The sequence below is a fragment of the Kitasatospora misakiensis genome (genome assembly GCF_042656005.1).
GTDB lineage: Bacteria > Actinomycetota > Actinomycetes > Streptomycetales > Streptomycetaceae > Kitasatospora > Kitasatospora misakiensis.
This window is the reverse complement of the sequence record NZ_JBHSOF010000046.1, coordinates 22096-41037: the sequence shown is the minus strand read 5'-3', so window position 1 is coordinate 41037 and position 18942 is coordinate 22096. Positions and strand designations below refer to the sequence as shown.

Here is an 18942-nt window from a genome sequence, read left to right as displayed (position 1 = left end):
CACCAGCCCTGCCATCTTCCCACGCGCCCCGCCACCCCCGCGCGGCGCTCCCGGCCGCCCCGGGGCCCGGGGCGCGGGCCTACCGGCGCGGGAAGGTGGCGCGGGTGGTCTGCAGCGTGCGCAGCAGCTGGACGCCGGGCGTGTCGACGGAGCGGCGGGTGTTGGCCAGTACGACCACCCCGACCTGCTTCTCCGGGTCGAAGGCGACGAACGAGCGGTAGCCGCCGGTACCGCCGTTGTGCCAGATCTGCAGGTGGCCGCCCTGGCGGGCGTGCAGGCGGTGGCCGAGCCAGCCGAGGTGCATCCAGGCGAACGGGTTGACCCGGTGCCGCACCTCCCGGGTGAGCGCGATCGCGGGCCCCAGCGGAGCGTCCCCCTCGCCGTCCTCCTCGGCCTGCCCCTCGGGCCCCACCGCCAGCTGGGCCTGCACGAGGACCGCCAGATCGGCCGCCGTGGACCGCAACCCGCCCGCCCCGGCGAGGTCGGCGAGGTGCCAGGCCGGCACCGGCCGCCCGCCGGAGCTGTGCCCGGGGGCGAGCCGCGCCGTCTGCTCGGCGTCGGGCTCCAGCACGGTGTCCGTCAGCCCGAGCGGTTCGCAGACCTCCCGCCGGACGAGCTCCCCGTACCCGACGCCGGCCCGGTGCGCGAGGGCGAGGCCGAGCAGCCCGGCGCCGAGGTTGGAGTAGCGGAAGCTGCGCCCGGGGGCGGCCCGCAGCCTGGTCCGGCCGAGGCCGCCGAGCAGCGTCGCGGCGGTGCAGTGCGCGTAGGGGTCGGGCTTGTTGGGGGTGAGCAGGGCGGGCAGCAGCATCCCGGCGGGCAGCCGCGGCAGGCCGGAGGTGTGGGTCGCGAGGTGCCGCAGCGCGAGCGGCTCCGACCCCTTGGCCGGGACGGCGACCTCGGCCGGGAGCGCGCCGGCGAGGACGTCGGCGAGCGGCTCGTCCAGGGTGACGGTGCCCGCCAGCGTCAGCCGGGCGAGCGCGAGCGAGGTGAACACCTTGGTCACCGACCCGATCTCGAACAGCGTGTCCGGCCCGGGCGGCCCGCCGGCGGCGCCGGGCCCGGTCCGCCCGGCGCCGCGGATCTCCACCGTGCCGCGGGCGAGCCCGGCGACCACCGCACCGACCTGTTGGCCGGCAAGGCGGTCGGCGGTCTGCTGGACGAGGCTGCCAAGATCGTTCATGCCCCCGAGCCTAGGAGCGGCCGGACGACGACGGCGTCCACCGTGGCGACGATTTCGACACCCGCCGCTCGTCCCCCGGAGGTACGGCGCCCCCGCCCGCCGGTCCGTCGGCCTGCCACTGCTGGTCCAGCCAGGTGCGGATCGCTTGATCGTGCCGCCGTCCCGGTCGGGACGGCGGCACGATGCTCCGCCGAGCGGATCCGTCAGTGCTTCCGGTCCCTGCCGCTCGGCGATTGCTCCCCGGTCAGCTGCCGAAGACCGTCGGGCGTGCCATCGGTGAGCTGGGTGGTCAGGGCCAGGTTGCTGTAGACGGCGTCCAGGTAAGCCGGGTCCGCGGCCTGGACGGTGCGCCACCGGCCAGTCGGGTCCTGGGTGTGGAACTCCGGGACGAACAGGTGGCGTGGTACCGCGCGCACCGCTTCCACCCACCTCCGGCCGTGACCGGCATCGGCGAGCCGGTCCGCGAGGGCGTTCCGGCGGCCCCGGGCCTCTTCGGTGTCGATGGCGACGGTCACGTGATGGCTCCTTGAAGCAGGGAGGCATGTGCCTCGGCGATGGGGAGTTTCGTGGCAGCGGCGACGAACTGCCACTGTCCGGCCGGATTGCACTCGAAGAACACCCAGTCGCCGGCCGGGGTAACGGCGAAGTCGAAGGCACCGTAGTTCAGTTGGTATCGGGCCATGAACCGGCGGACAGCGGCGGCCACGTCGTCGGGGATGGAGACGGGCTCGTACTCCAGCGCGTCGTAGTCGCTTCGCCAGTCCACGTGTGCGGCGGTGCTGCCCGCGTGGATGGCGACGGGGAACATACGGTCGCCTACGACGGTCAGCCTCACCTCGAAGGCTTTCGGGATCCACTCCTGGAGGAGGTGCGCGGTCAGCTCCAGGGACTCGTCCAGCTCTGGGGCAGGTGTACGCCCGGAAGGTCGCCCAGCGGGTGGATGGCACGTCGCAGGTTGGCCACGCTCTCGTCGTGCCGCCCGTCGTCGCTGTGCAGCGTCTCCCGCTGCCCCATCCACCCTGGTCAGCCCCGAGTACCCGGTGGCCGGCCGCGGCAGCGTCCCGGTCGCCTTCACCACCTTCTACCGGCCGGACGGCGTCCAGACCGCCCGGGTGCTCGCCGTCTGGGACGGCGGCACGCCCGTCGAGGTGAAGAGCTACACCGCCGACACCAACGGCCGCCAGCGGCTCGACCTGGCCGTCCCGGCGGGGGCGAGCCGGCTGCGGCTGCGCTTCCGGTACACCGGCGGCAACAACTGGTACTGGGTGGTCGACGACGTCCGCGTCGGCTGAGTCCTGAGGGGATCTACCCCTCCGCCGGGGCGAGCGCGGCGCGCAGCCGCTCGGCGATCCGCGCCGCGTCCGCCTCGTCCGGGTACGTCCCGCGCGGCCAGAAGAAGCCGCGCAGCCCGTCCTTCGGGTTGCGCGGCACCACGTGGACGTGCAGGTGCGGCACCGACTGGCTGATCCGGTTGTTCGCCGCGACGAAGCTGCCCGCCGCCCCCAGCCCCCGCTCCACCGCCGCCGACACCCGCTGCACCCGCAGGAAGAACGGGCCCACCACCGCCGGGGGCAGGTCCGCGAGGGTGCGGTGGTGGTCGCGCGGCACCACCAGCACATGGCCGGGGAAGAGCGGCCGCCGGTCCAGGAAGGCCACCGCCGCCTCGTCGTCCAGCACCCGGTGCGCGGGCTCCGCGCCCGCCACCACCGCACAGAAGACGCAGTCCATCCGTCCATTCAACCGGCCCGCCGCGGCCCCGGCACCCGCTCCCGCCCGGGGCACCCGTCCGAACCCCGAACGGGTGCGGGCACTCGTCCGCGCCGCTACTCGTAGCGGTAGAGCAGCGCCTCCCGCTCGGTCTGCTCGATCGCCTCGACGGTCAGCGCGGGGTCCGCCAGGTGGGAGAGCGTGACCTCCGCCGAGCTCGGCTGGGCGTCCTTGGCGAGCCAGTTCTCCGGCTTCCAGGCCGAGGAGCGCAGGAAGGCCTTGGGGCAGTGCGCGAAGACCTCCTCGACCGCGACCACGATCGCGCTGCGCGGCGGCTTGCCGACCGCCGTCAGCTGCTCCAGCAGCCGCGGGTCGGTGGAGACGCAGGCCCGCCCGTTGACCCGCAGGGTGGAGTCCCGGCCCGGGACCACGAAGAGCAGGCCGATCCGGCCGGTCTCGACGATGTTGTGCAGGCTGTCCAGCCGCTTGTTGCCGGTCGCGTCGGGGATCGCCAGGGTGAACTCGTCCAGCACCGACACGAGTCCGGCCGGGCCGCCGCGCGGCGACACGTCGCAGCGCCCGGAGGCGTCCGCGCTGGCCAGGAAGACCAGCGAGGAGCAGGCGATCAGCTGCCGGGCGACGTCGTGGATGCGGTCCACCTGCTTGCGGCGGGCGTGGTCGCCCGGGTGCTCGTAGACCTCGCGCAGCTGGGCCGCGTCGTGGACGGCGGTGGTGGCGAGCGCCTCGAAGAGGCCGGACGGCGCGTGCGGCTCGGGCGTTGACGGAACGACAGTCTCCGGTGTGCTGGTCATACCGGTCAACGTAGCGGAGCCCCCGCACGGGCGGACGGGGGCCGTCCGGAAAATCTGCCGCAACCCCTCCCCACCAGCGGCTTTGCGCCGATAATGGGGCCAGGACGCTTCCGAGGCAGGTGGTCGCCGTGATCATCAGAATCTGGGCCGGGCAGGTCATGGCCGGGCACGTCGAGGAGTTCTGCGAGGTGCTGACCAGCAAGGTGCTCCCGCAGCTCGGACGGACGGACGGCTGCCTGGGCGGCGAACTGCTGCGCTCCGTGACCGAGGACGGCCACCGCGTGCTCGTGGTCAGCCGCTGGCGCGACGAGGAGGCGCTGCGCGGCTACGCGGGGCCGATGTGGCGGATCCGGCCGGTCTGGTCGGAGGGCGAACTGCGCTACCTGGCCCACCCGCCGGAGGTCACCCACTTCACACCGGTCCCCGCGCTCTGACCTGCCTCGGAGAAGAAATCCGCCTCAGACGCTCAGCGGAACCGGGTGCACCTCGTCCGCCGGATGCCCGGCGCGCTCGTGGACCCGCCGCACGGCCTCCTTCGACGGCGCCTCGGAGAGGCAGTAGACGACGCCGGCATCCGGGTCGGCCCACGCATGCTCGAATTGCACGTTCTCGTCGGACTGGATCGCCAGGTCGGCCTGGTGCGCCATCCGCAACTGGTCCTCGGTGATGCCGGCCATCCCGTGGTGGACATCCATGAACTTGGCCATAGCTCCCGCACCTCCTGCGGTTCCCGGTGGCGGCGCGTTCCGCCGCCCCGATACCACCAGCCTGCGCCCGACGCACCCCGGGCCGCCACCTGGCCGCCTGCGGGTCCCCGCCCCGGGCCGCCGTCCATTCCCCGCCGCCGCGTGAAAGAGACCACAGTGGACACCTCTCCCTGGCCCCGCGCGGACCATGGCAGAATGGCGGCAGCAGTAGCAGTGACGTTCAGCGCACTCCGGGGTCGGTGAAAATCCGAACCGGCGGTTACAGTCCGCGACCCGTCCGCAGCCAGCGGCCGGTTGACCAGGTGAAATTCCTGGACCGACGGTGAAAGTCCGGATGGGAGGCGTGCGCGGCGGACGAGTGAGCAGGGCCCGTGGTCCCCCGGTGGACCGTGGGAGGCGGTGTGCGGCGACGGACGAGGGTTCCCTCCTCCGGCGTCCGGTTCGGTGACAGCCCGGCGACGGGTCCCGTCGCCGTCCGGCGGCCTACGCACCCCCGTACCCGGCCTACCCCACGTCCGTGCTCATCTCCCGTGCCACACCCCGGAGTCCGCGCCCCTAAGTGCGAGGAGAACCCGGGTGTTCACCGGCATCATCGAAGAGCTCGGCGAGGTCGTGTCGATCGAGGAGATCGGCGACTCCTCGCGAATCCGCCTGCGCGGCCCGGTGGTCTGTGAGGGCGCGCGGCACGGCGATTCCATCGCGGTCAACGGCGTCTGCCTGACCGTCGTCGACACCCCCGAGGAACTGGCCGCCGGCACCGGCGAGTTCAGCGCCGACGTGATGGCCGAGACGCTCCACCGGTCCAGCCTGGGCGAGTTGAAGCCCGGCGCCCGGGTCAACCTGGAGCGCGCCATGGCCCTCGGCGCCCGGCTCGGCGGACACCTCGTGCAGGGCCATGTCGACGCCACCGGGCGGCTGTTGAGCCGCGAACCGGGCGAGCGCGACGCGGCCGGCGAGCTCCGCTGGGAGGTGCTGCGCTTCTCACTGCCCGGCTCCGTCTCGCGCTACCTCGTCGAGAAGGGCTCGATCACCGTCGACGGCGTCAGCCTCACCGTGGTCGAGGCCGCCCTGGACAGCTTCACCGTCAGCCTCATCCCGGCCACCCTCGCGCTGACCACGCTCGGCGCCAAGACCGTCGGCGAGAGCGTCAACCTGGAGGTCGACGTCCTCGCCAAGTACGTCGAGCGGCTGCTCGAAGCCCGCACCCTCCCCTCGATCCCCACGGCTCTCTCGGCCGGCGACGCCCCGGGGGAGGAACGGTGAGCTGGCTCAACGGCACCGTCCACCTGCTCGGCCAGGACGTCTACCGCTCCGACATCATCGGCAACCTGCTCGGCCTCGCCGCGCTCGCCCTCGGCTGGCGGCGGTCCCGGCTCACCTGGCCGGTCCAGCTGCTCTCCGGCCTCGTCCTGGTCGGCGCGTACGCGAGCGCCCACCTCGGCGGCGGCGTCGGCAAGCAGCTTGTGGTGATCCTGGCCGCCGGGTGGGGCTGGACCCGGTGGCACCGCGGCGCCCGCGGCGAGGGCGACGTCGCCGTGCGCTTCGCCACCGGCCGTGAGCGAGCCCTGCTGACCGGCGGCACCGCGCTCGGCACCCTGGCGGTCGGCGCCCTCTTCACCGCCTACCCCCAACTGTCCTGGGACGCCTGGCCGGACGCCTACATCTTCGTCGGCACGCTGGCCGCGATGGTCGCCCAGGCCCGCGGCTGGGTCGAGTTCTGGTTCGCCTGGGTCGCCGTCGACCTGGTCGGCGTCCCGCTGGCCTTCAACAACGGCCTGGTCTTCTCCGGCTTCACCTACTCCGTCTACTTCGTTCTGGTCCTGCTCGGCCTGCGCGCCTGGTGGCAGCGCGGCCGCACCGCACGCCCCGTGACCGACCCCGCCCTCCAGGGAGCCTCCGCATGACCGAGAACCCCACCGCGCGTCCGACCGGGGACCCGACCGACGAGCTCGTCCTCGACCCGGTGGAGCGGGCCGTCGCCGACATCGCGCTCGGCCGCGCCGTGATCGTCGTCGACGACGAGGACCGCGAGAACGAGGGCGACATCGTCTTCGCCGCCTCCGCCGCCACCCCCGAGCTGATGGCCTTCACCATCCGCTACAGCTCCGGCGTGATCTGCGCCCCGATGACCGGCGAGGAGCTGGACCGCCTCAAGCTCCCGCCGATGACCCAGGTCAACGAGGACCGCAAGGGCACCGCCTACGCCGTCTCGGTGGACGCCCGCGAAGGCGTCGACACCGGCATCTCGGCCGCCGACCGGGCCCGCACCGTACGGCTGCTCTCCTCGACCGGCACCGAGCCCGGCGACCTCGCCCGGCCCGGGCACGTCTTCCCGCTGCGCGCCGTCGAGGGCGGCGTGCTGGTCCGCCCCGGCCACACCGAGGCCGCCGTCGACCTGGCCCGGCTCGCCGGCCTGCCGCCGGCCGGCGCGATCGCCGAGGTGGTCAACGACGACGGCACCATGGCGCGGTTGCCCGAGCTGGTCGCCTTCGCCCGCGAGCACAACCTGGCGATCATCTCGATCGAGGACCTCATCGCCTACCGGCGCCGCACCGAGCTGCACGTCGACCGGGCCGCCGTCACCGCCCTGCCGACCGAGTACGGCGAGTTCACCGCCGTCGGCTACCGCGGCACCCTGGACGGCGTCGAGCACATCGCGCTGGTCGCCGGCGGCCTGACGGCGGACGGCCGGCTCCCCGACGGCGAGGACGTCCTGGTCCGGGTCCACTCCGAGTGCCTGACCGGCGACGTGCTCGGCTCGCTGCGCTGCGACTGCGGCCCGCAGCTCCAGGCCTCGCTGCGGAGGGTCGCCGAGGCCGGCCGCGGCGTCGTGCTCTACCTGCGCGGCCACGAGGGCCGGGGCATCGGCCTGGCCCACAAGCTGCGCGCCTACGAGCTCCAGGAGCGGGGCCGGGACACCGTCGACGCCAACCTCGACCTCGGCCTGCCCGCCGACGCCCGCGACTACAGCATCGGCGCCCAGATGCTGTCCGACCTCGGCGTCCGCTCGCTGACCCTGCTGACCAACAACCCGGAGAAGCTCACCGCGCTCACCGAGCACGGGCTCAAGGTCAAGGGCCGTGAGCCGGTGGAGATCCCGGCCGGCGAGCACAACGCGCAGTACCTGCGGACCAAGCGCGACCGGATGGGCCACGAACTGCCCGGCCTCGACGCCTGAGCCCGCCCGCCCCGTCCTCTTGCCCTTCCGAACCACCCGAACCACCGAAAGGCACCGCACATGAGCGGCCACGGAGCCCCCGAGCTGACCATCGACAACGCCGCCGACCTCAAGGTCGCCGTGATCGCCGCCCAGTGGCACGAGCAGGTGATGAACGGCCTGCTCGACGGCGCGAACCGCGCCCTCAAGGAGCTGGGCGTCGCCGAGCCGACCGTCCTGCGCGTCCCCGGCACCTTCGAGCTGCCGGTCGCCGCCAAGCGCCTCGCCGACCGCGGCTACGACGCCGTGATCGCCCTCGGCGTGGTGATCCGCGGCGGCACCCCGCACTTCGACTACGTCTGCCAGGCCGCCACCGCCGGCCTCACCCAGGTCTCCGTGGACACCGGCGTCCCGGTCGGCTTCGGCGTGCTGACCTGCGACAACGAGCAGCAGGCGGTGGACCGCGCCGGCCTGCCCGGCTCCGCCGAGGACAAGGGCCACGAGGCGGTCACCGCGGCCGTCGCCACCGCCCTCACGCTGCGCGCGCTCTGACCCGACCGGCCGGCGCACCACCCCCGGACCCCGGAGCACCACCCCCGGACCGTGGACGTCCAGTGGACTGTCCACGGTCCGGGATCGTTTACCGCCCGTCTGCCCGCACGCCGTATGGTGAGTCCCATCATGGCTTCGAAGACATTTGAGGAGCTCTTCACCGAGCTCCAGCAGAAGGCCGCCACCGGCGACCCCTCGTCCTCCCGTACCGCGCAGCTCGTCCAGCAGGGCGTCCATGCGATCGGCAAGAAGGTCGTCGAGGAGGCCGCCGAGGTCTGGATGGCCGCCGAGTTCCAGTCCGACGAGCAGACCGCCGAGGAGATCTCCCAGCTCCTCTACCACCTTCAGGTGATGATGGTCGCCCGCGGGCTGACGCTCGACGACGTCTACAAGTACCTCTAGACCAGGTACTGCCGGACCAAGCTCCCCGGACCGGCCCGGAACACCCCACACCCACACCGAACAGGTAAGGAACCGACCTCCATGCTGCGCATCGCCGTCCCCAACAAGGGTTCGCTCTCGGGTCCTGCGGCGGAGATGCTCCATGAGGCCGGCTACCGGCAGCGCAAGGACGCCAAGGAGCTGGTCCTGGTCGACCCGGGCAACCAGGTCGAGTTCTTCTTCCTGCGCCCGCGCGACATCGCCGTCTACGTCGGCTCCGGCCGCCTCGACGTCGGCATCACCGGCCGGGACCTGCTGCTGGACTCGCACTCCAACGCCGAGGAGGTGCTCGCGCTCGGCTTCGCCGGCTCGACCTTCCGCTTCGCCCGCCCGGTCGGCGTGGACGTCGAGGACGTCAAGGACCTGGAGGGCCTGCGGATCGCCACCTCCTACACGGGCCTGGTCGAGCAGCACCTGGTCGACCACGGGGTGAAGGCCACCGTCACCAAGCTGGACGGCGCGGTGGAGACCGCGGTGCAGCTGGGCGTCGCCGACGTGATCGCCGACGTGGTGGAGACCGGCACCAGCCTGCGCAACGCCGGGCTGGAGGTGTTCGGCGACCCGATCCTGATCTCCGACGCCGTCGTGATCCGCCCCAAGGGCGCCGGCGAGGACCCGGCCGTCGACCAGTTCCTGCGCCGTCTGCAGGGCGTGCTGGTGGCCCGCCGCTACGTGCTCATGGACTACGACATCCGCGCCGAGCAGGTCGGCGCCGCCGTCGCCCTGACCCCGGGCCTGGAGTCGCCGACCGTCTCCCCGCTGCACACCGAGGGCTGGGTGGCCGTCCGCTCCATGGTGCTCCGCAAGGAGGCCCAGCGGATCATGGACGACCTGTGGAGCATCGGTGCCCGGGCGATCCTGGTCACCAACATCCACGCCTGCCGCCTCTGAGCTCGGGCATAAGCACCTGTTGAATGGGGTGGGGCCGCCGTCGGCGTCCCCACCCCTTCCGCTGTCCGAGCATCAGACCGTCCGAACGTCCGACCGAACCACCCCGGAGCCCTCCCGTGTCGACCCCCGCCGAGTTCCCCGTCACCTGGGCCCCGCGCCGCACCCGCGCCGTACTGCTGCCGGTCTGCGCGCTGCTGGTCGTGATGTTCGCCGTGATCGCGGTCGCCCTCCCGGCGAACTGGCAGTTCAACGACCGCGTCCTGATGGTGCTCAGCGGCGTGCTGTTCGCCGCCGCCGGCCTGATGCTGGCCCGGCCGCGGATCAGCGCCGACGCCGAGGGCGTGACCGTGGTCAACTTCGTCCGCAGCCGCCGGCTGGCCTGGGCGGAGATCGTCGGCGTGAACTTCCGCCAGGGCGACCCGTGGGCCAGCCTCGACCTCGCCGACGGCACCTCGCTGGCCGTCGTCGGCATCCAGTCCGGCGTGGGCAAGGCCCAGGCGATCGCCGACGCCCGCGCCCTGCGCGACCTGGTCCACCGGCACGGCCACTGACCCGGTCCGCTCCTGGCGTGGCCGATCCGCGCCCCTGCCGGGCGGGTCCGAACGCGGATCCGACCGTCGTACGGATATGGTCTACGCTGGTAAAAGTGGGGCAAAGGCATTGCCCTGCCCGAAATCGACCTGAGGAGTGACACCCCCCGTCCATGGACGATCCGTCCGGTAGTACCTGCGCCGCCCTCCTTCCCAACACCGGAAGGCAGGCGGCACTGTGATCACCGCCTGGCTGCTGCTTCTCGCGGCCCTCCTGCTCATCCTCGCCAACGGCCTGTTCGTGGCCGCCGAGTTCGCCTTCGTGACCGTGGAGCGCGGCGCCGTCGAGCGCGCCGCCGAGGCCGGGGACGCCAAGTCCGGCCGGGTCTCCCGGGCCCTGCGACACCTCTCCTTCGAGCTCTCCGGCGCCCAGCTGGGCATCACCGTCACCTCGCTGGTGGTCGGCATGCTCGCCGAACCGGCGCTGTCCACCCTGCTGAAGCCCGTGTTCAGCGCCGTCGGCCTGCCCGACGGCGCCGCCCGCGGCGTCGCCGTGGTCCTCGGCATGCTGCTCGCCACCGTCGTCCAGATGGTCATCGGCGAGCTGGTCCCGAAGAACTGGGCGATCTCCCGCCCGCTCCAGGTGGCCCGCGCGGTCGCCGCCCCGCACATGGCGTTCTCCCGGGCCTGCCGCCCGCTGATCCGGGTCCTGAACGGCTCGGCCGACCGCACCGTGCGCGCCTTCGGGATCGAACCGCAGGAGGAGCTGGGCCACGCCCGCACCCCCGCCGAGCTGGTCTCGCTCGCCCGGCACTCCGCCAGGGCGGGCGCCATAGACGAGGAGTCGGCCACCCTGTTCGTGCGGACCCTCGGACTCGGCGACCTCACCGCCGAGTCCGTGATGACCCCGCGGGTGGACGTCTCCGCGCTCCAGCGCGACGCCAGCGCCGCCGACGTCCTCAACCTCACCCGGGCCACCGGCCTGTCCCGCTTCCCGGTCTACGCCGACAGCCTGGACGAGGTCACCGGCACCGTGACGCTCAAGGACGCGCTCGCCGTCCCCGCCGCGCGCCGCGGCTCCGTCCGGGTTGCCGACCTCGCCGTCCCGCCGCTGCTGGTGCCCGAGACCCTCCCCGCCGAGCGCCTGCTCGACCAGCTGCGCCGCCTCCAGCCGATGGCCATCGTGGTCGACGAGTACGGCGGCACCGCCGGCGTGGTCACCGTCGAGGACATCGTCGAGGAGATCGTCGGCGAGGTGCAGGACGAGCACGACCCGGCCGACAGCCCCGAGCTGCTGACCCTGCCGCCGGTCGACGGCCTGCCCGTCTGGGCGGCCGACGGCCGGGCCCGGCTCGACCAGCTGGAGGCCATCGGCCTGCACGCCCCGGAGGGCCCGTACGAGACGCTGGCCGGCCTGGTCACCGACCTGCTCGGCAAGCTGCCCGTCCCCGGCGAGTGGGCCGAAGTGCCCGGCTGGCGGTTCACCGTCGAGGCCGTGGACCGCCACCGGACCAGCCGGGTCCGGGTGGAGCGCACCACCGGCCCGCACCACCCGCACGGCGGCACCGAGCACGAGGACGGCACCCGATGACCGCGCTCCAACTGGCCGTCGCCGTCCTGCTGCTGCTCGGCAACGCGTTCTTCGTCGGCGCAGAGTTCGCCGTCGTCTCGGTCCGGCGCAGCCAGATCGAGCCGCTCGCCGAGGCCGGCAACAAGCGCGCCCGCACCGTGCTACACGCGCTGTCCAACGTCTCCGCGATGCTCGCCGCCGCCCAACTCGGCATCACCGTCTGCTCGCTGGGCCTGGGCGCGCTCGCCGAGCCGACCATCGCCCACCTGCTGGAGGGGCCGTTCCACGCGATCGGCATCCCCGCCGGCCTGATGCACCCGCTGTCGTACGGCATCTCGCTGGCCGTCGTGGTCTACCTGCACATGGTGATGGGCGAGATGGTGCCCAAGAACATGGCGCTGGCCGGCCCCGAGAAGGCCGCGCTCTGGCTCGGCCCGCCGCTGGACCGGCTGGCCCGCTGGCTGGCCCCGGTGATCGCCTTCCTCAACTCCTTCGCCAACGGCGTGCTGCGGCTGTTCAAGGTGGAGGGCAAGGACGAGGTCGAGTCGGTCTTCACCACCGAGCAGCTGATGTACCTGCTCGCCGACTCCCGGGACGCCGGCCTGCTGGAGAAGGACCGCCAGGAGCGTCTGGAGGACGCCCTGGAGCTGGGCGGCCGCCCGCTGACCGACGTGCTGCTCACCCCCGAGCAGCTGGTCACCGTGGACACCAAGGTGACGGCCGCCCAGGTCGAGGAGCTGGCGCTGCGCACCGGCTTCTCGCGCTTCCCGGTCACTGACGGCGACCCGGCCGGCCACGGCTACCTGGGGTACCTGCACCTCAAGGACATCCTGGACGTCGACGACCCGACGATCCCGGTCCCGGCCCGGCTCTGGCGGCCGATCACCGTGCTGCGGGGCACGCTGCCGCTGGACGACGCGCTCGGTGCGATGCGCCGGGCCGCCTGCCACCTCGCGGCCGTCCTCGACCAGGACGGGCGGACGCTCGGCGTGGTGATGCTGGAGGACGTGCTGGAGGAGCTGGTCGGCGAGGTGCACGACCCGGACCACCGTTCGGTCGTCTAGGTCTCGGGGTCCGGGCGGTTCCCGATGCCGCTTCGCTCTCGGCGATTCCGCTCTGAGCGTGGGACCGTTCCCATGCCGACCGCCCCGGGGCAGGGTGGTCGGCATGAGACTTCTCCTGCTGGGTGGTACGGAGTTCGTGGGGCGCGCCGTCGCTGAGGCGGCGCTGGAGCGGGGTTGGGAGGTGACGGTCTTCCACCGGGGCACGCACGCCGCGCCGTCCGGGGCGCGGGTGCTGCACGGGGACCGTACGGCCGAGGGCGGGCTCGCCGCCCTGGCCGAGGGGGAGTGGGACGCGGTGGTGGACACCTGGTCCGCCGCCCCGTCGGTGGTGCGCGACAGCGCCCGCCTGCTGGCCGACCGGGTCGGCCGCTACGCGTACGTGTCCAGCCGTTCGGTGTACGCGTACCCCTCACCGGCCGGCGCCGACGAGAGCGCGCCGCTGGTGGAGGGCTCGCCGGACGACGGCGAGCGGCCCTACCCGGAGTCCAAGCGCGGCGGTGAGCTGGCGGTGCTGGACGCCTTCGGCGACCGGGCGCTGCTGATCCGGGCCGGGCTGATCGTCGGACGGTACGAGAACATCGGCCGGCTGCCCTGGTGGCTGAACCGGATCGCCCGCGGCGGCCCGGTGCTCGCCCCCGGCCCGCGCGAGCTCGGCGTGCAGTTCATCGACGTCCGCGACCTCGCCGAGTGGACCCTGGACGCCGTGGCGGCCGGTCTCGGCGGCCCGTACGACCTGGTCGGCCCGCGCGGGCACAGCACCATGGGCGAGCTGCTGGAGGCCTGCGCGGCGGTCACCGGCTCCGACGCCGAGCTGCGCTGGACCGCGCCGGAGGCGATCGCCGCCGCCGGGATCGAGCCCTGGATCCCGCTGCCGTTCTGGGTCCCGCCGGGCGAGCTGTACGACACCGTGCACGGCGCGGACGTGAGCAAGGCGCTGGCGGCCGGACTGCGCTGCCGGCCGGCCGCCGAGACGGTCGCCGACACCTGGGCGTGGCTGCGCTCGATCGGCGGCGTCGCGCCGCACCGGGGGGACCGGCCGACCGTCGGCCTGGACCCGGAGCTGGAGGCCAAGGCGCTGGCCGGCTGACGCCCGCGCCGGACGCCCGCGCCGGACGTACGGACGGGCTGAGGACGGGCCTCGCCTCAGCCCCGGCCGTCGATCAGCTCGCCGTAGGCCTGCAGCAGGTCCGGCAGCCGCAGGGTGGCGAGGTCCTCCCGGCCGGGCGGCTCGCGCAGCAGCGTGAGCCGCAGGTCCCGGTAGGCGCAGGACTTCTCGTACAGGGTGCGGATGAACCGGCCGTTGCCGAGCTCGTCGATCCAGCCCTCGCGGACCACATGGGTGCAGATCGAGGCCAGCTCCTCGGCGGCGTCCTCGTCCCAGCCGTCGCCGTCCTGCCCGGCGAGCGCCGCGCCGATCGCGGTGAGCTCGCCGGGGCGGTAGCTCGGGAAGTCGACCCGGGTGGTGAAGCGGGAGTTGAGACCGGGGTTGGTGGCCAGCAGCCGGTTCATGCCCTCGGGGTAGCCGGCCAGGATCACCACCAGCCGGTCCCGGTTGTCCTCGGCGCGCTTGAGCAGCACCTGGAGCGCCTCGTCCCCGTACGCGTCGCCCTTGCTGTAGCCGGAGTTGGAGAGGCTGTAGGCCTCGTCGATGAAGAGCACGCCGTCCAGCGCGGAGTCGATCAGCTCGTTCGCCTTGACCGCCGTCTGGCCGAGGAACTCGCCGACCAGGTCCGCTCGTTGGGCCTCCACCAGATGGTCGCCGGAGAGCAGGCCGAGGGCGTGGAAGACCCGGCCGAGGATCCGGGCGACGGTGGTCTTGCCGGTGCCGGAGGGTCCGGAGAAGACGAAGTGGCGCTTGGGCGGCTGGACGGGCAGGCCCTGTTCGGCGCGCAGCCGGGCCATCCGCAGCTGCGCCGAGAGCGCCCGGACCTGTCGCTTGACCGGCTCCAGGCCGACCATCCGGGAGAGTTCGGCCAGCGCGGCGTCCAACTCGGCCCGGTCGCCCTCGCGTTCGGACGCCGGGCTGGTGCTCGCCACCCGCAGCAGGGCGGCCTCGCCGCGGGCCGCCGCGGGGGCCGCGGGGGAGGCCGCGGCGGGCTGCGGGGCGGTGGAGCCGGGGCGTCCGCCGGTGACCAGCGGGGGCGGTGCGCCCGCCTCGCCGCCGGGGCGGTTGCCGGTGCCGCTGCCCGGGCCGCTCCCGGCCCCGGCGCCCGGTCCGGTGACGCCCGGTCCGGCGGCGGTCGGCACGGTCGGGAAGCGCTCGCCGTCCGGTTCGGCACCGGCCGCCTCGGCCGGGGCGCCGAAGGGGTCCGCAGCCCCAGCTCCGCCGTCCGTACCGGCCCCCGCGAACGCCGCCGGCTCCGCCCCCGCCGGGTCGGCCCCCAGCGGGTCCGCGCCTATCAGCTCCGTGCCCGCCGGCTCCGGGCCGAGCGTGTCGAACCCCGCCTGCTCCAGCCCGGCGGCGTCCAGGACAGCGGCGTCCAGCCCGGCCGCGTCCAGGACGGCCGCGTCCAGCGCGTCGTCCTCCGCCCCGCGCCCCGCGTCCCGGCCGCCGAGCCCGGCCCCGTCCAGCAGGGCGTCCGCCAGGTCGTCCTCCGCCGATATCGCCGCCAGCCGGGCCGCCGTGTCCATGAACGCCGGATCGGCCCGGTGCACGGCCCGGTAGAGCGGCAGCGCGGCCGCGCTGCGCCCGGCGCCCTCGTAGGAGCGGGCCAGCCAGTAGCGCAGCTCCTTGCGCTGCGGCTGCTCGGAGCGGCAGCGGGCGAGCGAGGCGGCGAGCGGCGCCTGGGCCTGCGCGCACATGTCCAGCCGGACCCGGGCCATACCGGCGAACAGCCCGGCCTCGATGCCGAGCAGCTGGTCGTCCAGCAGCCGGTCGGTGTCCCGGATCAGCTGCTCCCAGTCCTTCAGCAGGTAGGAGCGGCAGGCGTGCAGGAAGCGCGCGGACGGGTCGTCCCCGGGGGCCGGGCACTGCTCCAGCGCCTGGTCCAGCTCGGTGAGGTGCCGCCCGTCCAGCCAGTGCGAGGCGTGCGCGAGGGCGAGGTCCCGGGCGGTCTCCAGCACCGGCTGCACCCACCAGCCCAGCCAGTACCAGGAACTGAGCGGCCGTCCGTGCCGCCGGCGCTGCTCGCCGAACCGCTGCTGGTGGCGGTACATCGCGAGCAGCGCGCCGGAGGTGTCGCTGCGCAGCGCGTGCAGGCCGAGCCAGGCGTCGGCCATGCCGGGGTCGAGCCGGACGGCCACGCGGAACTCCTCCTCGGCGCGGGTGTACGCCCCGGCCGTGTAGGCGTCCATGGCACGCAGCCAGGCGCGGTCGGCGAGCCGGTTCGGAGCCGGGCCGCCCGCGGTGTTGCTGTCGGAACTCTCCACTCAACGCCCCCCGCGATGTGGCTCGGGGCCCGGCCGGTGCGGCGGTGTGCGGACCCGCCGATGGTCGTCTGCCCCCGGGGCGCAACTGCGCCTGCCAGGAATCGTACCGGCGTGGCGCTGATCCGGAAGGGTGCCGCGCGATGTCAAAAGCGATCGTGCGGACGGCCGTTGAGGAGTGGCCGGGCTCGGGGCGGGGGAGTCGGACGACACCCCCGGCTCACGGGGGAACAAGCCGGGGATGCCGGGTCCGAGGTTGCGGAATCAACGACTCCGCCAACGAGGGAGAACCTAATTCCTGGCGATACCGCAGGTCAAGGGCATAGTTGAAGGTTCACCGACGGTGCCCGGCGCGATCCTCCCGGTCACCCCGTCGACCAGCGTCCCGGCGTGCGGGCGGCTCGGGTCGGCGGCGAAATGTGCCGATTCGGCGCGCGCCCAACCGGCCCAGAACTCCGCCAGTTCCGGACCGTCCCGCTCCTCGCCGCGCCGCCGGGCCGTCGCCGCCTCCAACTCCATCCAGACCAGCCGGGCGAGCCACGGCCGCACCGCGCGCCGCCCGGCGCCCACCCCCTCGACCAGGACCACCGGCGCGAGCGGCACCGCGGCCGTCCCGGCGAACCGGCGCAGCGTCCAGTCGTACACCCGGTACTCGGCGTCCCGGCCCGCCGCCAGCGGCTCCAGCACCTGGGCGCGCAGCCGCCCGGTCCAGCCGAACGGCTCGGCGTGCGTCGCCAGGTCGTCCAGGTGCACCACCGGGGCGCCGCCCAGCGCGGCCGCCAGCCGGCCGGCGAAGGTCGTCTTGCCCGAACCCGCGTGGCCGTCCACCGCGACCAGCCGCACCGGACCGCAGGAGGGCGGCAGCGCCCGCAGCTCGGCGGCCAACGCGGTGAGGTCTGGGGGGCCGGCGGGGTCGGCGGGGCCGTGCTGCGCGCGAGGCCCCATTACCGGGGCGGCGGAAGTCTCGGAAGAAGCCACAACGGCAACCCTACGGCGGCCTCCACGCCGGTCCGGACAGTGATCCGGCGCAGGTCGTGACGGCAGCGCCATGATCGGGCATACTCGCATCCGCCACGCCTGTGAACGGCCGTTCACCGCAATCCGGTGCCGGTCCGGCCGAGGCTGCCACACCCCGCGCCGGCCCCTCCACACCCCTGGGGCCCGGCGCACGACCGAGGAGGCGACCCGCCGCTATGACCCCCTCCCCCGCGAAAGCCGTGGACCGCCGGCTGCCCAGCGAGGAGGCCCGCGAGCTCCTGAGCCTCACCCGGGACCTCGTCCAGCGAGAGCTGCAGCCGCGCGCCGCGGAGGACGAGGCCGCCGGCCGGTTCCCGCGCGAGGTCTTCCGCACGCTCGGCGAGGCCGGCCTGCTCTCCCTCCCGTACGAGGAGAAGTACGGCGGCGGCGACCAGCCCTACGAGGTCTACCTCCAGGTCCTGGAGGAGCTGGCGGCCGGCTGGCTGGCCGTCGGCCTCGGCGTCAGCGTGCACACGCTGTCCTGCCACGCGCTCGCCACCTTCGGCACCGACGAGCAGCGCGACCGCTGGCTGCCCGGCATGCTCTCCGGCGAGCAGCTCGGCGCCTACTGCCTCTCCGAGCCGCAGTCCGGCTCCGACGCCGCCGCCCTGCGCACCCGCGCCGACCTGGACGGCGAGGAGTACGTGGTGAGCGGCACCAAGGCCTGGATCACCCACGGCGGCCAGGCCGACTTCTACAGCGCGCTGGTGCGCACCGGCGAGGAGGGCGCGCGCGGCATCAGCTGCCTGCTGGTGCCCGGCACCCAGCCCGGCCTCTCGGCCGCCCCGCCGGAGCACAAGATGGGCATGAAGTCCTCGCCGACCGCCCAGCTGCACTTCGACGGCGCCCGGGTCTCCCGCGAGCGGCTGATCGGCACCGAGGGGCAGGGCTTCCAGATCGCGCTCGCCGCGCTGGACTCCGGCCGGCTCGGCATCGCCGCCTGCGCGATCGGTGTCGCCCAGGCCGCGCTCGACCTCGCCGTCGACTACGCGCGCACCCGCCGCCAGTTCGGCCGGGCGATCGCCGACTTCCAGGGCCTGTCCTTCATGCTCGCCGACATGGCCACCCAGATCGAGGCCGGCCGCGCGCTCTACCTGTCGGCCGCCCGCCTCCGCGACGCCGGCCTGCCGTTCTCCAAGGAGGCGGCGATGGCCAAGCTGTTCTGCACCGACACCGTGATGCGGGTGACCATCGACGCCGTCCAGGTGCTCGGCGGCTACGGCTACACCCAGGACTTCCCGGCCGAGCGCTACATGCGCGAGGCCAAGGTGCTGCAGATCGTCGAGGGCACCAACCAGATCCAGCGCCTGGTGATCGGCCGCCACCTCACCAAGGACTGACCCCGCCTCCCGCCGTCATCCCTTCTGGGGCGACGGCACGGAAACGGCCCCCGGGCGTCACTCCGCCTCCTGGAGTGACGCCCGGGGGCTGTTTCCACCGATCGGGGCCGACGCGGCGATGCCCGGGCGCGCGGCGGGCGCTCAGCGCCGGGAGAACCGGCTGCGCTGCTCCGGGATGCCCGGCACGGCGCCGGCGCGGACCGGGCGGTGCACCATCGCGTGCGAGAACGGCTGGGTGCGCCAGTCGTGCTCGCCCGGCAGCGCGAGCAGCCCGGCCAGGCCGGCGGACTCCGCCTCCTCGGCGCTCTCCACCTCGGCCAGGTCGTCCGTCGGCGCGCCCGAACCCGGGCACAGCGTGGGGGAGAAGGGGTGCCAGGCCCTGGGCAGCACGGCGTGCTGCGGCAACCGCTCCTCGTCGCCCACCAGGGCGATCGGACGCCGGCACGACGGGCAGTGCACCCGGATGAGGTCCCAGCCGTCGGCCTCGCCCGGATCCACCCCCGGCGCGGCGTCGTGGGGGACCGCGAGGTCCTCGCGGTCGGTCGTATCGTGGGCGTCGTCCGCGCCCGTCGGGCGCTGGTCGGCAACGCGCATGGTGATCCCCCTCG

At 74.0% G+C, this 18942-nt stretch carries 23 protein-coding genes and 1 riboswitch; of the genes, 13 read left to right on the top strand and 10 right to left on the bottom strand.

Annotated features, from left to right (window positions below; translation table 11 throughout):
- Positions 1-79: 79 nt before the first annotated feature.
- The 4 genes from ACFP3U_RS28210 to ACFP3U_RS28195 form a co-directional block, all read right to left on the bottom strand.
- On the bottom strand, positions 80-1180 hold the full coding sequence (locus ACFP3U_RS28210) for a serine hydrolase domain-containing protein (protein WP_380228530.1): 1101 nt from the start codon (positions 1178-1180) through the stop codon (positions 80-82).
- Positions 1181-1383: 203 nt separating this feature from the next.
- On the bottom strand, positions 1384-1695 hold the full coding sequence (locus ACFP3U_RS28205) for a hypothetical protein (protein WP_380228529.1): 312 nt from the start codon (positions 1693-1695) through the stop codon (positions 1384-1386).
- Positions 1692-1946 (bottom strand): MvdC/MvdD family ATP grasp protein, encoded by a 255-nt coding sequence (locus ACFP3U_RS28200; RefSeq protein ID WP_380228528.1) that lies wholly within the window; start codon positions 1944-1946, stop codon positions 1692-1694. The genes ACFP3U_RS28205 and ACFP3U_RS28200 overlap by 4 nt, the downstream gene beginning before the upstream one ends.
- 110 nt (positions 1947-2056) lie before the next feature.
- The gene (locus ACFP3U_RS28195) at positions 2057-2194 is read right to left on the bottom strand and encodes a hypothetical protein (RefSeq protein ID WP_380228527.1); all 138 of its coding nucleotides are present in this window, start codon (positions 2192-2194) and stop codon (positions 2057-2059) included.
- Between the two features lie 26 nt (positions 2195-2220).
- Here ACFP3U_RS28195 and ACFP3U_RS28190 point away from each other — a divergent pair, with 26 nt between their 5' ends.
- Positions 2221-2472: a hypothetical protein gene (locus tag ACFP3U_RS28190; RefSeq protein ID WP_380228526.1), complete on the top strand. Its 252-nt coding sequence runs from the start codon at positions 2221-2223 to the stop codon at positions 2470-2472.
- A gap of 13 nt (positions 2473-2485) precedes the next feature.
- On the opposite strand, the gene ACFP3U_RS28185 is transcribed toward ACFP3U_RS28190, so the two are convergent.
- Together ACFP3U_RS28185 and ACFP3U_RS28180 are read right to left on the bottom strand one after the other, a co-directional pair.
- Positions 2486-2908: an HIT family protein gene (locus tag ACFP3U_RS28185; RefSeq protein WP_380228525.1), complete on the bottom strand. Its 423-nt coding sequence runs from the start codon at positions 2906-2908 to the stop codon at positions 2486-2488.
- A gap of 95 nt (positions 2909-3003) precedes the next feature.
- On the bottom strand, positions 3004-3699 hold the full coding sequence (locus tag ACFP3U_RS28180) for an MSMEG_1061 family FMN-dependent PPOX-type flavoprotein (RefSeq protein ID WP_380228524.1): 696 nt from the start codon (positions 3697-3699) through the stop codon (positions 3004-3006).
- Positions 3700-3827: 128 nt separating this feature from the next.
- Here ACFP3U_RS28180 and ACFP3U_RS28175 point away from each other — a divergent pair, with 128 nt between their 5' ends.
- Entirely contained in the window at positions 3828-4133 is a 306-nt protein-coding gene (locus ACFP3U_RS28175) for an antibiotic biosynthesis monooxygenase family protein (protein ID WP_380228523.1), read from the top strand.
- A gap of 24 nt (positions 4134-4157) precedes the next feature.
- Here the strand turns inward: ACFP3U_RS28175 and ACFP3U_RS28170 are convergent, their stop codons facing one another.
- A complete protein-coding gene (locus tag ACFP3U_RS28170) occupies positions 4158-4406 on the bottom strand; it encodes an SCO4226 family nickel-binding protein (RefSeq protein WP_380228522.1) in 249 nt (82 codons plus the stop codon).
- A gap of 222 nt (positions 4407-4628) precedes the next feature.
- Positions 4629-4756: riboswitch (FMN riboswitch) on the top strand.
- Positions 4757-4982: 226 nt separating this feature from the next.
- Here ACFP3U_RS28170 and ACFP3U_RS28165 point away from each other — a divergent pair.
- From ACFP3U_RS28165 to ACFP3U_RS28120, 10 genes are all read left to right on the top strand, one after another.
- On the top strand, positions 4983-5669 hold the full coding sequence (locus ACFP3U_RS28165; RefSeq protein WP_380228521.1) for a riboflavin synthase: 687 nt from the start codon (positions 4983-4985) through the stop codon (positions 5667-5669).
- Positions 5666-6310 (top strand): nicotinamide mononucleotide transporter family protein, encoded by a 645-nt coding sequence (locus ACFP3U_RS28160; protein WP_380228520.1) that lies wholly within the window; start codon positions 5666-5668, stop codon positions 6308-6310. The genes ACFP3U_RS28165 and ACFP3U_RS28160 overlap by 4 nt, the downstream gene beginning before the upstream one ends.
- The gene (locus ACFP3U_RS28155) at positions 6307-7584 is read left to right on the top strand and encodes a bifunctional 3,4-dihydroxy-2-butanone-4-phosphate synthase/GTP cyclohydrolase II (protein WP_380228519.1); all 1278 of its coding nucleotides are present in this window, start codon (positions 6307-6309) and stop codon (positions 7582-7584) included. Before ACFP3U_RS28160 ends, ACFP3U_RS28155 begins: the two co-directional genes overlap by 4 nt.
- Positions 7585-7644: 60 nt before the next feature.
- Entirely contained in the window at positions 7645-8115 is a 471-nt protein-coding gene (gene ribH / locus ACFP3U_RS28150; protein ID WP_380228518.1) for a 6,7-dimethyl-8-ribityllumazine synthase, read from the top strand.
- Between the two features lie 129 nt (positions 8116-8244).
- The gene (locus ACFP3U_RS28145; RefSeq protein ID WP_030306151.1) at positions 8245-8517 is read left to right on the top strand and encodes a phosphoribosyl-ATP diphosphatase; all 273 of its coding nucleotides are present in this window, start codon (positions 8245-8247) and stop codon (positions 8515-8517) included.
- A gap of 81 nt (positions 8518-8598) precedes the next feature.
- The gene (hisG, locus tag ACFP3U_RS28140) at positions 8599-9447 is read left to right on the top strand and encodes an ATP phosphoribosyltransferase (protein WP_380228517.1); all 849 of its coding nucleotides are present in this window, start codon (positions 8599-8601) and stop codon (positions 9445-9447) included.
- Positions 9448-9563: 116 nt separating this feature from the next.
- Entirely contained in the window at positions 9564-9998 is a 435-nt protein-coding gene (locus ACFP3U_RS28135; RefSeq protein ID WP_380228516.1) for a PH domain-containing protein, read from the top strand.
- Positions 9999-10215: 217 nt separating this feature from the next.
- Positions 10216-11568 carry a hemolysin family protein gene (locus ACFP3U_RS28130; protein WP_380228515.1) on the top strand — a complete coding sequence of 451 codons (1353 nt, stop codon included), beginning with the start codon at positions 10216-10218 and terminating at the stop codon, positions 11566-11568.
- Positions 11565-12611 (top strand): hemolysin family protein, encoded by a 1047-nt coding sequence (locus ACFP3U_RS28125; protein WP_380228514.1) that lies wholly within the window; start codon positions 11565-11567, stop codon positions 12609-12611. The genes ACFP3U_RS28130 and ACFP3U_RS28125 overlap by 4 nt, the downstream gene beginning before the upstream one ends.
- Before the next feature lie 103 nt (positions 12612-12714).
- Positions 12715-13698 (top strand): NAD-dependent epimerase/dehydratase family protein, encoded by a 984-nt coding sequence (locus ACFP3U_RS28120; RefSeq protein WP_380228513.1) that lies wholly within the window; start codon positions 12715-12717, stop codon positions 13696-13698.
- 56 nt (positions 13699-13754) lie between these two features.
- On the opposite strand, the gene ACFP3U_RS28115 is transcribed toward ACFP3U_RS28120, so the two are convergent.
- Both ACFP3U_RS28115 and ACFP3U_RS28110 read right to left on the bottom strand, forming a co-directional pair.
- Entirely contained in the window at positions 13755-15905 is a 2151-nt protein-coding gene (locus ACFP3U_RS28115) for an AAA family ATPase (protein WP_380228552.1), read from the bottom strand.
- A gap of 363 nt (positions 15906-16268) precedes the next feature.
- Positions 16269-16922 carry a uridine kinase family protein gene (locus ACFP3U_RS28110; protein WP_380228551.1) on the bottom strand — a complete coding sequence of 218 codons (654 nt, stop codon included), beginning with the start codon at positions 16920-16922 and terminating at the stop codon, positions 16269-16271.
- 248 nt (positions 16923-17170) lie between these two features.
- On the opposite strand from ACFP3U_RS28110, the gene ACFP3U_RS28105 reads away from it, so the two are divergent.
- Positions 17171-18334, top strand: coding sequence for an acyl-CoA dehydrogenase family protein (locus tag ACFP3U_RS28105; RefSeq protein WP_380228512.1), 1164 nt, complete (start codon positions 17171-17173; stop codon positions 18332-18334).
- A gap of 141 nt (positions 18335-18475) precedes the next feature.
- Here the strand turns inward: ACFP3U_RS28105 and ACFP3U_RS28100 are convergent, their stop codons facing one another.
- Positions 18476-18928: a hypothetical protein gene (locus ACFP3U_RS28100; RefSeq protein ID WP_380228511.1), complete on the bottom strand. Its 453-nt coding sequence runs from the start codon at positions 18926-18928 to the stop codon at positions 18476-18478.
- Positions 18929-18942: the final 14 nt, after the last annotated feature.

Bases quoted from the DNA above. Each gene is read 5' to 3' on its own strand.
- ACFP3U_RS28180 (WP_380228524.1), bottom strand. From the start codon at position 3,699: ATGACCAGCACACCGGAGACTGTCGTTCCGTCAACGCCCGAGCCGCAC.
- ACFP3U_RS28110 (WP_380228551.1), bottom strand. From the start codon at position 16,922: ATGGGGCCTCGCGCGCAGCACGGCCCCGCCGACCCCGCCGGCCCCCCA.
- ACFP3U_RS28195 (WP_380228527.1), bottom strand. From the start codon at position 2,194: ATGGGGCAGCGGGAGACGCTGCACAGCGACGACGGGCGGCACGACGAG.
- ACFP3U_RS28125 (WP_380228514.1), top strand. From the start codon at position 11,565: ATGACCGCGCTCCAACTGGCCGTCGCCGTCCTGCTGCTGCTCGGCAAC.
- ACFP3U_RS28210 (WP_380228530.1), bottom strand. From the start codon at position 1,180: ATGAACGATCTTGGCAGCCTCGTCCAGCAGACCGCCGACCGCCTTGCC.
- ACFP3U_RS28120 (WP_380228513.1), top strand. From the start codon at position 12,715: ATGAGACTTCTCCTGCTGGGTGGTACGGAGTTCGTGGGGCGCGCCGTC.
- ribH (WP_380228518.1), top strand. From the start codon at position 7,645: ATGAGCGGCCACGGAGCCCCCGAGCTGACCATCGACAACGCCGCCGAC.
- ACFP3U_RS28185 (WP_380228525.1), bottom strand. From the start codon at position 2,908: ATGGACTGCGTCTTCTGTGCGGTGGTGGCGGGCGCGGAGCCCGCGCAC.
- hisG (WP_380228517.1), top strand. From the start codon at position 8,599: ATGCTGCGCATCGCCGTCCCCAACAAGGGTTCGCTCTCGGGTCCTGCG.
- ACFP3U_RS28100 (WP_380228511.1), bottom strand. From the start codon at position 18,928: ATGCGCGTTGCCGACCAGCGCCCGACGGGCGCGGACGACGCCCACGAT.
- ACFP3U_RS28170 (WP_380228522.1), bottom strand. From the start codon at position 4,406: ATGGCCAAGTTCATGGATGTCCACCACGGGATGGCCGGCATCACCGAG.
- ACFP3U_RS28155 (WP_380228519.1), top strand. From the start codon at position 6,307: ATGACCGAGAACCCCACCGCGCGTCCGACCGGGGACCCGACCGACGAG.
- ACFP3U_RS28105 (WP_380228512.1), top strand. From the start codon at position 17,171: ATGACCCCCTCCCCCGCGAAAGCCGTGGACCGCCGGCTGCCCAGCGAG.
- ACFP3U_RS28145 (WP_030306151.1), top strand. From the start codon at position 8,245: ATGGCTTCGAAGACATTTGAGGAGCTCTTCACCGAGCTCCAGCAGAAG.
- ACFP3U_RS28115 (WP_380228552.1), bottom strand. From the start codon at position 15,905: ATGGACGCCTACACGGCCGGGGCGTACACCCGCGCCGAGGAGGAGTTC.